Source organism: Streptomyces sp. NPDC101191, from assembly GCF_044767915.1.
In the GTDB taxonomy this organism is placed as follows: Bacteria; Actinomycetota; Actinomycetes; order Streptomycetales; family Streptomycetaceae; genus Streptomyces.
In genome coordinates, this window is record NZ_JBIWOU010000014.1 from 134,789 (window position 1) to 147,590 (window position 12,802).

General features: G+C 72.4%; 15 protein-coding genes. 1 reads left to right on the forward strand and 14 read right to left on the reverse strand.

The annotated features are described in order from the left end of the window. Positions 1-36 precede the first annotated feature (36 nt). The 5 genes from metK to ACIRQF_RS36270 form a co-directional block, all read right to left on the reverse strand. Complete coding sequence (metK, locus tag ACIRQF_RS36250) at positions 37-1,245, reverse strand: methionine adenosyltransferase (protein ID WP_376638434.1); 1,209 nt, start codon at positions 1,243-1,245, stop codon at positions 37-39. Between the two features lie 67 nt (positions 1,246-1,312). Beyond that, on the reverse strand, positions 1,313-1,555 hold the full coding sequence (locus ACIRQF_RS36255; RefSeq protein WP_376638433.1) for a hypothetical protein: 243 nt from the start codon (positions 1,553-1,555) through the stop codon (positions 1,313-1,315). 58 nt (positions 1,556-1,613) lie between these two features. Continuing rightward, positions 1,614-2,546: an alpha/beta hydrolase gene (locus tag ACIRQF_RS36260; protein WP_404099013.1), complete on the reverse strand. Its 933-nt coding sequence runs from the start codon at positions 2,544-2,546 to the stop codon at positions 1,614-1,616. Positions 2,547-2,954: 408 nt separating this feature from the next. Next, positions 2,955-3,251: an acyl-CoA carboxylase epsilon subunit gene (locus ACIRQF_RS36265; RefSeq protein WP_376638431.1), complete on the reverse strand. Its 297-nt coding sequence runs from the start codon at positions 3,249-3,251 to the stop codon at positions 2,955-2,957. A gap of 212 nt (positions 3,252-3,463) precedes the next feature. After that, complete coding sequence (locus ACIRQF_RS36270) at positions 3,464-4,561, reverse strand: NAD(P)/FAD-dependent oxidoreductase (RefSeq protein ID WP_376638430.1); 1,098 nt, start codon at positions 4,559-4,561, stop codon at positions 3,464-3,466. Between the two features lie 193 nt (positions 4,562-4,754). Between ACIRQF_RS36270 and ACIRQF_RS36275 the strand changes: the two genes are divergently transcribed. Next, the gene (locus tag ACIRQF_RS36275) at positions 4,755-5,210 is read left to right on the forward strand and encodes a MarR family winged helix-turn-helix transcriptional regulator (RefSeq protein ID WP_376638437.1); all 456 of its coding nucleotides are present in this window, start codon (positions 4,755-4,757) and stop codon (positions 5,208-5,210) included. A 74-nt stretch (positions 5,211-5,284) separates the two neighbouring features. On the opposite strand, the gene ACIRQF_RS36280 is transcribed toward ACIRQF_RS36275, so the two are convergent. The 9 genes from ACIRQF_RS36280 to ACIRQF_RS36320 all read right to left on the reverse strand — a co-directional run bounded on the left by ACIRQF_RS36280 (position 5,285) and on the right by ACIRQF_RS36320 (position 12,773). Further along, entirely contained in the window at positions 5,285-6,418 is a 1,134-nt protein-coding gene (locus ACIRQF_RS36280) for an acyl-CoA dehydrogenase family protein (RefSeq protein WP_404099017.1), read from the reverse strand. Then, positions 6,415-7,047, reverse strand: coding sequence for an antibiotic biosynthesis monooxygenase (locus ACIRQF_RS36285; RefSeq protein WP_404099019.1), 633 nt, complete (start codon positions 7,045-7,047; stop codon positions 6,415-6,417). The genes ACIRQF_RS36280 and ACIRQF_RS36285 overlap by 4 nt, the downstream gene beginning before the upstream one ends. 14 nt (positions 7,048-7,061) lie before the next feature. After that, a complete protein-coding gene (locus tag ACIRQF_RS36290; RefSeq protein ID WP_365350543.1) occupies positions 7,062-7,643 on the reverse strand; it encodes an NAD(P)H-dependent oxidoreductase in 582 nt (193 codons plus the stop codon). A 100-nt stretch (positions 7,644-7,743) separates the two neighbouring features. Beyond that, positions 7,744-8,532: an SDR family oxidoreductase gene (locus ACIRQF_RS36295; protein ID WP_404099023.1), complete on the reverse strand. Its 789-nt coding sequence runs from the start codon at positions 8,530-8,532 to the stop codon at positions 7,744-7,746. Position 8,533: 1 nt separating this feature from the next. After that, entirely contained in the window at positions 8,534-9,214 is a 681-nt protein-coding gene (locus tag ACIRQF_RS36300; RefSeq protein WP_382486535.1) for an antibiotic biosynthesis monooxygenase, read from the reverse strand. Positions 9,215-9,226: 12 nt separating this feature from the next. After that, positions 9,227-9,997 (reverse strand): SDR family NAD(P)-dependent oxidoreductase, encoded by a 771-nt coding sequence (locus ACIRQF_RS36305; RefSeq protein WP_376638424.1) that lies wholly within the window; start codon positions 9,995-9,997, stop codon positions 9,227-9,229. Between the two features lie 60 nt (positions 9,998-10,057). Further along, positions 10,058-10,999, reverse strand: coding sequence for an LLM class flavin-dependent oxidoreductase (locus tag ACIRQF_RS36310; RefSeq protein ID WP_376638423.1), 942 nt, complete (start codon positions 10,997-10,999; stop codon positions 10,058-10,060). 42 nt (positions 11,000-11,041) lie between these two features. Continuing rightward, the gene (locus ACIRQF_RS36315) at positions 11,042-11,716 is read right to left on the reverse strand and encodes a hypothetical protein (protein WP_376638422.1); all 675 of its coding nucleotides are present in this window, start codon (positions 11,714-11,716) and stop codon (positions 11,042-11,044) included. 31 nt (positions 11,717-11,747) lie between these two features. After that, positions 11,748-12,773, reverse strand: a complete 1,026-nt coding sequence (locus ACIRQF_RS36320; RefSeq protein ID WP_404099028.1) for a methyltransferase — start codon at positions 12,771-12,773, stop codon at positions 11,748-11,750. Positions 12,774-12,802 lie beyond the last annotated feature (29 nt).

The following is a 12,802-nucleotide window of genomic DNA, read 5'->3' on the forward strand; positions in this document are numbered from 1 at the left end:
CGCCCGGCCGCCCTGGGGATCGGATTCCTGGGGTCGTCAGTGGGCCGCGGCGGCCTTGAGCGCCTCGGCGCGGTCGGTGCGCTCCCAGGTGAAGTCCGGCAGCTCGCGGCCGAAGTGGCCGTACGCCGCGGTCTGGGAGTAGATGGGCCGCTTCAGGTCCAGGTCGCGGATGATCGCCGCCGGGCGCAGGTCGAAGACCTGGGCGATGGCCTGCTCGATGCGCTCCTGGGAGACGGTCCCGGTGCCGAAGGTCTCGACGAAGAGGCCGACGGGCTCGGCCTTGCCGATGGCGTACGCGACCTGGACCTCGCAGCGGCGGGCGAGGCCGGCGGCGACGACGTTCTTGGCGACCCAGCGCATGGCGTAGGCGGCGGAGCGGTCGACCTTGGACGGGTCCTTGCCGGAGAAGGCGCCGCCGCCGTGGCGGGCGTAGCCGCCGTACGTGTCGATGATGATCTTGCGGCCGGTGAGGCCGGCGTCGCCCATGGGGCCGCCGATCTCGAAGCGGCCGGTGGGGTTCACGAGCAGGCGGTAGCCCTCGGTCTCCAGCTTGATGCCGTCCTCGGCGAGCTGGGCCAGGACGTGCTCGACGACGTGCCGGCGCACGTCCGGGATGAGCAGGCCGTCCAGGTCGATGCCGGAGGCGTGCTGGGAGGAGACCACGACCGTGTCCAGGCGGACCGGGTGGCTGCCCAGGTACTCGATGGTGACCTGGGTCTTGCCGTCGGGGCGCAGGTAGGGGACGGTGCCGTCCTTGCGGACCTCGGTGAGGCGGCGCGAGAGGCGGTGGGCCAGCTCGATCGGCAGCGGCATCAGGTTCGGGGTCTCGTCCGACGCGTAGCCGAACATGATCCCCTGGTCGCCCGCGCCCTGGGCGGCGAGCTCGTCGGCCTCGCCCTCGACACGGGACTCGTAGGCCGTGTCGACGCCCTGCGCGATGTCCGGCGACTGGGCGCCGATGGACACCGACACGCCGCAGGAGGCGCCGTCGAAGCCCTTCGCCGAGGAGTCGTAGCCGATCTCGAGGATCTTGTTGCGGACGAGCGTGGCGATGTCCGCGTAGGCGGCCGTCGTCACCTCACCGGCGATGTGGACCTGGCCGGTGGTGATCAGGGTCTCCACGGCGACGCGCGAGGCCGGGTCCTGGGCGAGCAGGGCGTCCAGGACGGTGTCGCTGATCTGGTCGGCGATCTTGTCGGGGTGGCCCTCGGTCACGGATTCCGAGGTGAACAGACGGCGGGACATGTCTCTCCAGAAGGTGGGTGGTGACGGCGGATCGATGGGTGGGTGCGCGCGGCGCTGCGCGCGGTGGTCAGTCGGTGCCGCGGAAGATCCACGGGTCCGGGGCCTCGTGCTCCTCCCCGGCGAGCAGCGCGGGCCGCACGACGGCCGGGGGAGCGGGCTCGTCCGCGGCCGGCGCGGGGTGGCCGCAGGCCGGGACGGCGGGGTGGGCGCACGACGCGGTTTCGTGGTGCTCGCGCGTCGGTACGACGACGGGGCCGCGGTCCAGGACGTGCTCGGCGTTCTCACGAGTGTCCAGCGTGTCGATGCTCATCTCTGCCTGTCTCTCGGTGGCTTCGGCGGCTTCGGTGGCTCGTGTCTCCGATCGGGGGTCACGGCACGGGGACCGGCAGGCTCACGGGCGGCCGGGCGGCGGGCCGGGCCGGCGCCGCGTCCTTGGCGAGCAGGCAGTCCTCAAGGAAGCCGAGTGCCTTGAGGTGGTAGGTGCGCGCCGCCCAGCCGAGGCTCAGGTTGTGCCCGGCGTCCGGCTGGTGGGCGATCACGGTGGTGGGGGCGCCCAGGGGACGCCGCAGGGCGGCCAGGGCCTCGTCGTCGAACAGCCACCACTGTTCCTGCTCGGCGAACGTGAAGCGGACCGGGATCCGCACCCGCCGGGCGATCGTCGGGTACACGTCCGGCCACAACGGCCCCTCCCGCGCCTCCATTTCGGGCACTGGGGACACCAGGTGCCGGCCCTGCCGGAAGGCGTCCGGCGGGTAGAGCCGCAGCGAGCCCCAGTGGCGGCGCCAGTCACCGTGCCCGTTCTGCCCGGGGAGCTGGTCGGTGCCGACGGCGAGTCGGCTGCCGAGTCCGGAGATGTCCAGGCCGAGCAGGTCGTCGCCGCGTTCCTCGGCGGCCGCGGCCAGGGCGAGCTTGCCGCCGTTGGAGTGGGCCACGAGGAAGACGCCGGCGCCGGTGTCATGGGTGGCGGCGAAGTCGGCGAGGCCGTCGTGCAGCGTCGCCGCCTGCTGTGCCAGGGACTGGCCTCGGGGCAGCCAGGCGGCCGAGGCGCCGTAGCCGGGGCGGTCCACGGCGAGGACCGTGTAGCCGAGGTCGGCGCCGAGGGCGAGCAGCGAGAGTCCGGGGCGGGCCCGGCTGTCGAAGTAGCCCGCGCGCATGCCGCCGCCGTGCACCGCGACCACGACGGCCCTCGGGCGCCCGTGGCGCGGCTCGGCGAGCAGCCCCGACAGGGGGATGCCGGCGGCGTCGAGGGTGATCTCGCGGGTCCCGGAGGGAGCGGCATCGGTGTTCAGCGGGTCTGGCATGGGGTCAACTCCGGGCGGTAGGTGTTCTCCGGGCGCTCCCGGTGCCCCGGGCGCCCGGCGCGTCCCGGGTGTTCCGGGCGCCCCGGTCGTCCCGGTCTCTCCGGGTGTCCCGGGTTCTCCGGTCGTCTCGGCCCGGGTTCTCCGGGTGTCCCGGGTTCTCCGGTCGTTCCGGGGCTTCCGGTCGGCCCGGGGTCTCCGGGTCTCCCCGGGTGCCGCCCTCGATGCGCGTGCCGCCTCATTTCCTGACCGTGGCCAGGCACCGGGTGAGGCGGCGGCGTACCAGGCGGCGTACCAGGTGGTGGACGGGGACGCCGGGCTCACCGGGGTACGGCGACGCCGTGCGCGCCGCCGCACCCCCGGGCGTCCTCACGGCGCCGACCGCGGGTGCGCCGGCGGCGTACGTCCGCATCAGCGGCGCGTGTCGTCGCGCCAGCTGCGCGGCGTGCCGGTGCGGGTGCGGCGCTCGAGCCGCCGCCAGCGGGCGGTGCGGCGGGAGCGCGGGTCCGCGCCCTCGCCGGGCTCGGCGTCGGCCTCGGCGCCCGACCCGGAGAGGGCGGCCGTCCGGGCGAGCAGCACGGCGGTGAGCGCGGCGAGTTCGGTGGCGTCCGGGCTGCCCTTCTCGATGCGCAGGAAGGTGTCGGCGGGACCGGCCGCGGGTGTGCCGGCCGCGGGTGCGCCGGGCGTGGTGTCGGCGGATGCCGTCATGGGCGTCGTCTCCGTGGTCGTAGGAACGGATCGGGAAACGCGAACGCCGCGCGTGCTCGCCGGTCCGTGGCGGGGGATCCAGGTGGACCGGCGAGCTCGCGCGGCGAGCTCGGGTGGTGCGGTGGTGCTATGGGGTTGTGGTGTGGAGCGTCGGCCGGGGTCGGCCGGCCGTGGGTCCGACCGGGGTCGGCCGGCCGTGGGTCCGGCCGGGGTCAGCCGGCCGTGGGGCCCAGGGTGCCGACGAAGCGGCCGGTGAAGAGGTCCTGGCCCTTGTACTGGGAGACCATCTCGGCCGGGGCGACGAACGGGCCCTCGGGCGAGGGCAGCTGGCCGACGCCGCCCTGGGTGCCGAGCGGCAGGAGGATCATCGGGAAGCCGAGCGGCTGGTAGGTCTCGGTCGGCTCCTCGCCCTTGAGCTGCGCGAGGATGTTCTTGGCGACGACCTCGGCGTGCTGCATCGCGTAGCCGGCCATCTTGGCCTCGGCGACGTCGGTGATGTCGCCGACCGCGTAGACGTGGTCGTGACCCTTGACGTTCAGCTTCTCGGTCACCTCGACCTGGCCCTGCGCGGTGAGGGCGGTGAGCTTGCCGTCGGCGAGGTAGTCGTTGTTGATCGTGGTGCCGAAGGCGCGGTACCAGACGTCGGCGGAGATCTCGTCGCCGGCGGTGGTGGTGACCGTGAAGGCGCCGGCCTGGCCGGACTGGGTGCCGGGCTCGGCGGTCAGGCCGGTGCCGAGGCGGACCTCGACGCCCAGCTCGGCGAGCTGCTTGTGCAGCTCCTCGACGACCTCGGGCTTGAAGCCGGGGAGCAGCTCGGTGGCCGGGTCGACGATGGTGACGTGCTTGTCCGGCCAGACCTCCTTGATCTCACCGGCGAGCTCGAGGCCGACCGGGCCGGCGCCGAGGATCAGCACCTTGCCGGCCTGGAGGAGCTCCTTGTGCGAGGTGCGGAAGTCCTCGAGCGCCTCAGTGGTGTTGGGGGCGGCCGGGTTGGCCGGGTAGGCGTAGTTCGAGCCGGTGGCCAGGACCACGTAGTCGGCGTCGACGCGCTTGCCGGAGGCCAGGGTGACGCCGGCCGGGTCGACCGAGACGGCGCGGTCCTGGATGACCGTGCCCTTCGTCACCAGGGTCTTGAACGGGAAGAACATGTTGGGCGCCCACTCGGGCTGGGCCAGCGCGCGCAGCGAGCCCGCCACGTTGGCGAAGGCGTCACGCGGGTCGATCAGGACGACCTCGGCCTCGGTCTCGAGGGCCTTGGCCACCGCGGCGCCCCCGTAGCCTCCACCCACAACGGCGACAGTACGACTCATGATTCACACTCCACAAACCTATGAAATTGCGTCGGGTTCTGATGAAAGACGCTAGTGGTTCGCACTGCGAACCACAACACATAAGAACTTCAAGAACTACAGATCTTTGTTAAGAACTGGAAGTTCCTGCCACGAACTTTCGATATTCGCGTGCTACGCTGTGCGCGTGGCCAAGCATGAAGAGGACGGCAGGATGGGGCTCGCGGCCGCACTGGTGCGGTCCTCGTTCCTCGTGAACGCCGTGTACGCCCAGGCGGGCCGTGAGCACGGCCTCACGCCGCAGCAGGGCCAATTGCTGTGCGTATTGATGGCGCAGCCGTACGGCATGGGCGCACTGTGCTCGATGCTCGGGCTCGCCAAATCGAGTCTCACCGGACTCGTGGACCGCACCGAGAACAACGGTCTCGTGCGGCGCGAGCCGGACCCGCACGACAGCCGTGCGGTCCGGGTGGCGCTCACCCCGCGGGGCGCCCGCCTCGCCGACCGCTTCTACACCGACGCCTGCCGGCGCATCGAGGAGCTCCCGGCCGGCCTCGACCCGGCGGAACGCGACGCGCTCACCGGTCTGCTCGCCCGGGTCGTCCTGGACAACGACGGCCCCGTGGTCTTCGTGGAACCGGACCACGGGGCTGCCGCCGCCCGCGGCTGAAGGGCCCGCACGCCCTCACCGCCGCACGCCCCCGGGGCCCGCACGCCCCGGGGACCGTCTCCCGGCGGCCGCGATCAGGCCGCGACGAGCCGCTGCGTGAACGCCAGTGCGGCCGGCTCGAACTGGAGGGCCGCGTGCGAGCCCGCCGCGTGGACGTCGCGCCAGATCCGCTGCATCGGGGAGGTCGTCGCCTGCCCGCGGGTGCCGCTCACCTTGAACAGCCGGTCCACCGCGCCGACCAGGATCTCCACGGCGAGCGTGGCGTCCCGGTGGCTGCGGAAGGCCGCGCCGTCCTCGGCGAGCCCGCCCAGGTCGGCGGTCTCCGCGACCCGCGCGAGCAGCAGCGCCGCCGCGTCGATCTCGCCCGCCGCGCGGGTGTACGCGATCCGGGCCGAGTCCCGCGCCGCCGCCCGGGCGCCGCTCGGCGGCGTGGCCAGCTGGTCCTCGACCAGGCGCAGGGCGGCACGGGCGGCACCGAGGATGGGCGCCGCGAAGGTGAGCCCGTTCACCGCGAACAGCGGCGCGCCGTGCACGGAGGAACCGGTCCCCGAGGGCAGGACGCCCTGCCGCATGTCGTCCCAGACGAACGAGCGGTACTCCGGCACGAACGCCCGCTCCACGAGCAGGGTGTGGCTGCCGGTGGCGCGCATGCCGAGCGTCGACCAGGACACCTCGTGCGTGAACGCGTCCTTCGGCACGGCGAACACCCGGATCGAGCGGTCGCCCTCGCGCGGCGGCGCCGAGCTGAGCAGCGCCCAGTCGGCGAACTCGACCCCGCTGACGTAGAGCCACTTGCCGGACAACTCCCAGCCGCCGTCCACCTGCTCCGCCCGGACGCCGGCCGCGACCATCGAGCTGACGACGCGGGTGTCGGGGCCCTTCGCCCAGACCTCCTGGCGTCCCTCGTCCGGCAGGAAGGCGGTGAAGCGCCCGTTGTACGCCCACAGGGAGGCGAGCCAGGCGGCGGACGTGCAGCCCTCGCCGATCGCGGCGACGGCCTGCGTCACCGCGCCGAAGGTGGCAGTCGTGGCGGCCGTGCCGTCCGGCCGGACCGGCGCGAACGCGCTGGTGAAGCCGGCCGCGGCCAGCGCCTCCACGGTCCCGTCGGCGAGCCGCCCGGCCGTGTCGGCGCCGTGGGCGCAGTGGCCCGCGGTGCCGGCCGCCGTCTCCAGCGCCTCGGCGTCCTGCCATGTCCCGTCGCGGCTCACACGCGCTCCCTGATGTACTCGATCTCGCTGAAGTAGAGCTCGACGGTGACGCCGTCGAGCTCGTCGAGCCCGGACGGCTCCTTCGGCCGGCCGAGGAAGGCGCGGAAGCTCTCCTCGTCCTCCCACTGCGCGTACTTGACGACGTACTCCCCGGACAGACCGCGGTGCACGGCGTGGGACACGTAGCCCGGCGTGGTCGCGAGCTCCGGCGGGTCGTAGGTCATCTCCTTGAGCACCTCGGCCTGGTCCTCCGGCTTCGCCTTGACCACGATCACCACGGTGAAGCGGGGCTCGGCGAGGGAGATCCGGGGCTCGTCGTGCCAGGTGTGGACGACCTCGCACGGGATGTTGTCCAGGCGGGAGACGTTCAGGGCGCTGCCGAGCCGGCCCTTCGTGGCGCGCTCGCTCATGAAGGCGTCGTACGCCTCCTGGCTCTCCCACTGCGCGTAGTTCACGACGGAGCGGCCGTCGAGGCCCCGGTGGAAGTTGCCCGAGATCAGGCCGGGCTGCACGTTCGCCGGCGGCAGGCTGCGCCACTGGTCGAACAGCACCTGCTGCCCGGCCGGGTCCTCGGTGTGAAAGATGTTGAACAGCGTGAAGTAGCCGTCCTCCACCCTGATGGAACTCATGACACTCCCTGGTTTCAGGCGGCGTACGGGCGGGCGGTGCGGGCGTCCTTGAGGGCGGACGCCCACCACTGGAGCTTTTCGAGCATGACCTTCGCCGGCACCGCGGCGTCCGGCGCGCGCAGCACGCCGTCCTCGCCGATGTGCTGCCACACGCCGTGGAAGCTGACCGTGTCCCGGATGGTGGCGGCGTGCAGCTCGGCGAAGACCAGGCGCAGCTGCTCGACGGCCCGCAGTCCGCCGGACAGTCCGCCGTAGGAGACGAAGCCGATCGGCTTGGCCGACCACTCGGCGCGGTGCCAGTCGATCAGGTTCTTCATCGGGGCGGTGAAGCTGTGGTTGTACTCGGGGGTGATGACGACGAACGCGTCCGCCGAGTCGAGCCGTTCGGCGACGGAGGCGAGCAGCACGGCCGACTCGGCCCCGGGCTCCTGCGTCAGCGACAGCGGCAGTTCCACGTCGGCCAGATCGAGGACGTCGACGTCGAACATCGCGCAGGACTCGGCCTCTTCGACGAACCAGCGCGCGACGGCCGGACCGGTGCGGCCCACGCGGGACGAACCGATGATCACGGCAAGGCGCAGTGTTTCCTCGGACATGTTTTTCCTTCCTGTGAGCCAGTACCGGGCACGGCGAGGGGGACGGGGGACGGGTGCGGGGCGCGCGGGGGGCGGCGCCCCGCACCCGGGGGACGGTCCGTCAGGGACGGGCGCCGTGACGGATCGCCTGCATCTGGCCCACCCACACGTCGGCGTCGGCGGCCCGCTGCCGGAAGGACTCGGCCGAGCCCTGGTGCGTGAACACGTGGATCCGGTTCTCCTCGATGGCCTCGACGGCGGCCTTGGCCACCTGCTCGGGCTCCAGGACCTCGGAGACCTCCTTCAGCTTCGCCAGCTGCTCGTTGCTGCTGACGCTGGCGGCCAGCATCGGGGTGTTGACCGCCTGGGGCATCAGGCACGAGACGCCGAGCCCGCGGTGCCCGTACTCGACGGCGAGGTACTCGGCGAACGCGACCGCGCCCATCTTGGCGACGGAGTACGGCGCCGCGCCGAACGCGGTGAGCACGCCGCAGGCCGCGATCGTCTGCACCAGGTGCCCCCGGCCGGCCTCCAGCATGGCCGGCACCACGGCGCGGGCCGCCCACACGTGGGACATCATGTTGACGTCCAGCGCGCGCTTCCACTCCTCGTCCGAGGCCTCGTAGCTGCCCGTCACGGTGAGGCCCGCGTTGGACACGAAGATGTCGACGGAGCCGAACCGTTCCCGGGCCCGGTCCACGAGGTCGCGGATCGACGTCTCGTCGGCGACGTCCGCCTGCACCGCGAGCGCCTTGGCCCCGATGCCGGCCGCCACCTGCTCGGCGCCGGCGGCGTCGATGTCGGAGACGACGACGCCCCGGGCGCCGGCGCCTATCAGGGCTTCCGCGATGGCCTTGCCGATGCCGCTGGCGGCACCGGTGACCACGGCGACACTGCCTTCGACCTTCATGTCACAGGCTCCCGAACGGGTTGGTGATCACGTAACGCCACTCGCCACGGGCGTTCTTCTTGAGGACGTCGAGACCGCGTCCGGTGCCGGTCATCTCGGGCATCGAGGGGACCTCGATGCTCCAGTCGATGACGAGCGCGGCGGTGTCGCCGACGATGTAGCGCTCGGCGACCTTCGCCGACAGCTGGGGCTCCAGCTTCAGGAACTCGACGACGGCGGCGCGGTGCTCGGCGCCGCTGACGGCCTTGCCGGGCTCCCACACGGCCGCGGCGCCCGGCGCGTAGACGTCCATGATCGCGTCGATGTCGCGGGCGGCGTAGGCGTCCAGGTACCGCTGGTTCATCTCGGCCGGGTCGGCCGGCTCCGACACGGCGCCGGGGACGGAGCCGGTCAGCGTCAGCTGGCGCACCTCCAGCTCCTTCGCCAGGTAGGCCTCGCGGCCCGCCAGGAACTCCTGCATGTACGTCTGCGCGAGGTGCCGGTCCAGGTCCTCGCGGGTCGCCCAGATCTCGTAGAACACGAAGAGGTTCGGGTCCTGCGCGTCCTGGTTGATCCAACTGCCGATGCAGCCGGGCTCGTTGCGGGATCGCTCGGCGAAGGAGACGAGCAGCGCGCCCAGTTCCTCCGCCTTCTCCGGCTTGGCGTGGGCGAAGCCCACCGCCGACTGGATCTCGTTCTGCATGGTGGGGGCTCCTCAGCCGAGAAGGGTGCCGCCGGTGGCGTCGACGAACGAACCGGTCATCCAGCGGGCCTCGTCGGAGGAGACGAAGGCGACGATGTCGGCGACCTCGTCGACCGTGCCGACCCGGTTGAAGGCCGACAGCGCGGACATCTGCTTCAGCGCCTCGGGGTCCTGGAACACCGGGTCGCCGTTGTCGGTGACGCCCGGGGCGACCGTGTTGATGGTGATGTTGCGCGGGGCCAGGACCGGGGCCATGTGCAGGGTGATCTGCTCCAGGGCGCCCTTGCTCATCGCGTACGCGATCTGGATCGGGAACGCGGAGTGGGTCACGCCGGAGGAGACGTTGACGATGTGGCCGCCGTCCGGGATCAGCTCCAGCGCCTTCTGGATGAGCAGGAACGGCGCCTTGGCGTTGATGTTGTAGCAGTTGTCGAGGATCTCCTCGGTGACCGAGGCCGGGCCCGCGCCGGCGAAGCCGGTGGCGGCGGCGTTGTTCACCAGGATGTCGAGCCGCTCCGAGCCGGTGAGCTCGACCAGGCCGGCCTTGGTGCCGTCGAGCAACTGCTCGATCGCGCCGGGCTGCCCCAGGCTCGCCTGCACGGTGAAGGCGCGGCCGCCGGCCTCCTCGATGAGGGCCACGGTCTCCTTGGCGGCGGTCTCGTTGCCCGAGTAGTTCACGGCGACGACGGCACCGTCCTGCGCGAGGCGCAGGGCGATGGCGCGACCGATGCCCCGGCTGGCGCCGGTGACGAGCGCCGTCTTGTTCTCAAGCCTGTTGCTCATGGAAGAACCCTTCGAATGGGAAAGTCTGCGGAATGCGGTGGGGGCGGAGGACGGGCCGGGTCAGCCGGCGTGCTTCGCGACGGCCTCGCGCACGGCCGGCGCGATCTGACCGGCCCAGCGGCCGAGGGACGCCAGGTCGGGGGTCCCGCCCCGGGGGGAGAAGAGCATGAAGCCGGACGCGCCGTGCTCGACGACGGCGCCGGTCAGTTCCTCGACCCACTGGTCGACGTCGCCACCGAGCCAGCGCCCGTCCCGGTCGCGGGTCGCGGCCAGCGGGCGGTCGGTGATCTGACCGGGGAAGTTGAAGATGGTGCGCACCTCGCGCGGGTCGCGGCCCACGGAGCGCGCGGCCTCGTCGACGACCGGTCGGGACGCGCGGTAGCGGGGGCTGAGCCAGTCCGCCGCGTGCCCCGGGATCCAGCCGTCGGCCACGCGGCCGGTGGCGGCCAGGGACTTGGGGCCGACCGAGCCGGTCCACACCGGCGCGGCGGGGACCGGCGCCGGGTCGATCTGGCTGACCCGGTAGTGGCGGCCCTGGAAGGTGACCGGCGGACCGCCGCCGGACAGCTTCTTCGTGAGGACGATCGCCTCCTCGAAGGCCTCCACGGCCTCCGCCGGGGAGAGCGGCTCGACGCCCATGTCCGCGATCCGCTCCCACAGCCCGCCGGCGCCCATGCCGAGCACGACGCGGCCGCCGGAGAGCGCGGACAGCGTCGTCACGGTGCGCGCCAGCATGGCGGGCGGCCGCGTCGGCAGGTTGCTGACGTTGGCGAATCCCGCGAGGTGCTGCGTGCGGCCGATGACGAAGCCGACGGTGGCGTACGCGTCCAGGCGCTGCCCCACGTAGGGGTGGTCCGACAGGGAGAAGAGGTCGAGCTTCTCCCGGTCCGCCAGTTGGGCCATCTCGAGCAGCGTCGGGGTGTCGCCGATGACGCTGTGGGCGCCGAAGCCGAAGACGACCTCGCGCGAGGTGGGTGCGGACCAGGTTGACGGTGTTGCCAAGGGGAATCGCCCTTCACTTCTGTACGGGCCAGGCCGTACGGGTCACTTGGTGCGGGTGGTGTGGAACTCGTAGCGACGGCCTGCCCCGGCCTCGGCCTGCCCCATGTACTCCAGGAGCGGCTCGATCTCGGCCTTGATGTGGACGAGGGCCTCCGCCTCGGACGCCCACTCGGACAGCAGGAAGATCCCGTCGTCGGCCGTGGAGACGTGGAAGTTGGCGGCGATCGCCCCGGGGTAGGAACGGTCCTCGCCGACGGTCTCCTCCTCCTGCCCGAGGAGGCCGTCGACCCAGGCGCGCGCGGTCTCGCCGGGACGCATGGCGAAGAACGCGGCCGGGTAGCAGCCGACCTCGGGGAGCGGGTCGGGCAGCACGGTGGGCTGCACCCGGCGGTACAGCGCGAAGGTGGCGGGCTCGCCCGGCTCGTAGCCGAGGGCGCGCCAGTCCGGACGCAGGGCGTCGTAGGCCTTGGTCAGGACCTCCTCGTCCCCGGCGTCCGCCGTCCACTGGGCGTAGGTCAGCAGCGACGTGCCGTCGGTGCCGTAGAACAGGGACACGGTCTCGAGGCCCTGGGGCCACTCGGTGGACTCCCACCGCGCGACGACCGCGGCGCCCGCCTCCCGCAGGCGCTCGGGGTCGCCGGCGGTGACCTCTTCGACCAGGGCGATGGTGATGTCCGGGCGGCCTATCTCCGGCCGGACGTCCGACGTGCTCGGCATCGTCGACTCCTCACGTTTCCTCGGGCCGGGGTCAGCCGCGCTTGCGGCCGATGACCAGGACGTCCTCGTGAAGCCCCTCGACCTCGACGGTCTCGGGCCAGAAGCCGGCCTCGCGCAGCCAGCCGTGCAGCTCGTCGGCGGAGTACTCGTGGCCGCCGCGCGACCAGACGAGCATGGTGAGACCGGCGAGGGCGCCGTGCATCGACGGCTGCTCGCCGCCCGCCATCGGGTCGTAGACGAAGACGGCGCCGCCCGGCTCCAGCGCGTCGTAGGCGCGCTTCAGGAGGGCGATGCGGTCCTCGACCCCCCAGTTGTGCAGGACGTGGCCGAAGACGAGGACGTCGGCCTTGGGCAGGTCGTCCTTGAAGAAGTCGCCGCCGTGGAAGGTGAGCTCGGAGTCGCCGAGCCGGGCCATGTGCCGGTCGAAGGCGGACTGCAGCGGCGGCAGGTCGAAGACCGCGCCCTTCAGGTGCGGGTTGTGCTGGACGACCTCGTGGGCGAAGTTGCCGCGGGCGCCGCCGATGTCGACGAAGGAGGTGTAGCCGCTCCAGTCGACACGGCTCAGGGCCTGCGCGATCGGCGCGCTGAGCAGGTCCATGCTGTCGAGGAAGCCGTCGGTGGCGTCGGCGTCCGCGTACAGGCTGTCGTACGGGTTGCCGGCGACCGCGGCCTGGTTCTGCGGCTTGCCGGTGCGCAGCGAGTCGGCGAGGCCGTTCCACGCGGGGTTGAGCTCCTGCTCGCAGAAGTGCAGGTAGCCGCCGAGGTAGGCGGGGCGGCCCTTGACCAGGAACGCGTCGCTGACCTGGGCGTTGGTGAACTGTCCGTCGGCCGTCTCCAGCAGGCCGAGGTGGACGAGACCGGCGAGCAGGTCGTTGGTGCCGCGCTCGACCAGGCCGAGCCGCTCAGCGAGCTCGGCGGTGGTCGCCGGGCCCTTGGACAGTTCGGTGAAGAGGTCGTACTCGACGGCCGCGAGCAGGATCCGCGACTGCCAGGAGCCGAGGATCAGGCCCATGATCGGGCCGGGGTTCACGGAGCTGTCGGGAGTGTCGACTGCCATGGCGGAGAGCCTCCTTGAAGTGGTGACGC

Coding starts and splice junctions, on each gene's coding strand:
- ACIRQF_RS36295 (WP_404099023.1), bottom strand. CDS start 8,532: ATGAAGGTCGAAGGCAGTGTCGCCGTGGTCACCGGTGCCGCCAGCGGC.
- ACIRQF_RS36300 (WP_382486535.1), bottom strand. CDS start 9,214: ATGCAGAACGAGATCCAGTCGGCGGTGGGCTTCGCCCACGCCAAGCCG.
- metK (WP_376638434.1), bottom strand. CDS start 1,245: ATGTCCCGCCGTCTGTTCACCTCGGAATCCGTGACCGAGGGCCACCCC.
- ACIRQF_RS36265 (WP_376638431.1), bottom strand. CDS start 3,251: ATGACGGCATCCGCCGACACCACGCCCGGCGCACCCGCGGCCGGCACA.
- ACIRQF_RS36285 (WP_404099019.1), bottom strand. CDS start 7,047: ATGAGTTCCATCAGGGTGGAGGACGGCTACTTCACGCTGTTCAACATC.
- ACIRQF_RS36260 (WP_404099013.1), bottom strand. CDS start 2,546: ATGCCAGACCCGCTGAACACCGATGCCGCTCCCTCCGGGACCCGCGAG.
- ACIRQF_RS36255 (WP_376638433.1), bottom strand. CDS start 1,555: ATGAGCATCGACACGCTGGACACTCGTGAGAACGCCGAGCACGTCCTG.
- ACIRQF_RS36270 (WP_376638430.1), bottom strand. CDS start 4,561: ATGAGTCGTACTGTCGCCGTTGTGGGTGGAGGCTACGGGGGCGCCGCG.
- ACIRQF_RS36320 (WP_404099028.1), bottom strand. CDS start 12,773: ATGGCAGTCGACACTCCCGACAGCTCCGTGAACCCCGGCCCGATCATG.
- ACIRQF_RS36305 (WP_376638424.1), bottom strand. CDS start 9,997: ATGAGCAACAGGCTTGAGAACAAGACGGCGCTCGTCACCGGCGCCAGC.
- ACIRQF_RS36315 (WP_376638422.1), bottom strand. CDS start 11,716: ATGCCGAGCACGTCGGACGTCCGGCCGGAGATAGGCCGCCCGGACATC.
- ACIRQF_RS36275 (WP_376638437.1), top strand. CDS start 4,755: ATGGGGCTCGCGGCCGCACTGGTGCGGTCCTCGTTCCTCGTGAACGCC.
- ACIRQF_RS36290 (WP_365350543.1), bottom strand. CDS start 7,643: ATGTCCGAGGAAACACTGCGCCTTGCCGTGATCATCGGTTCGTCCCGC.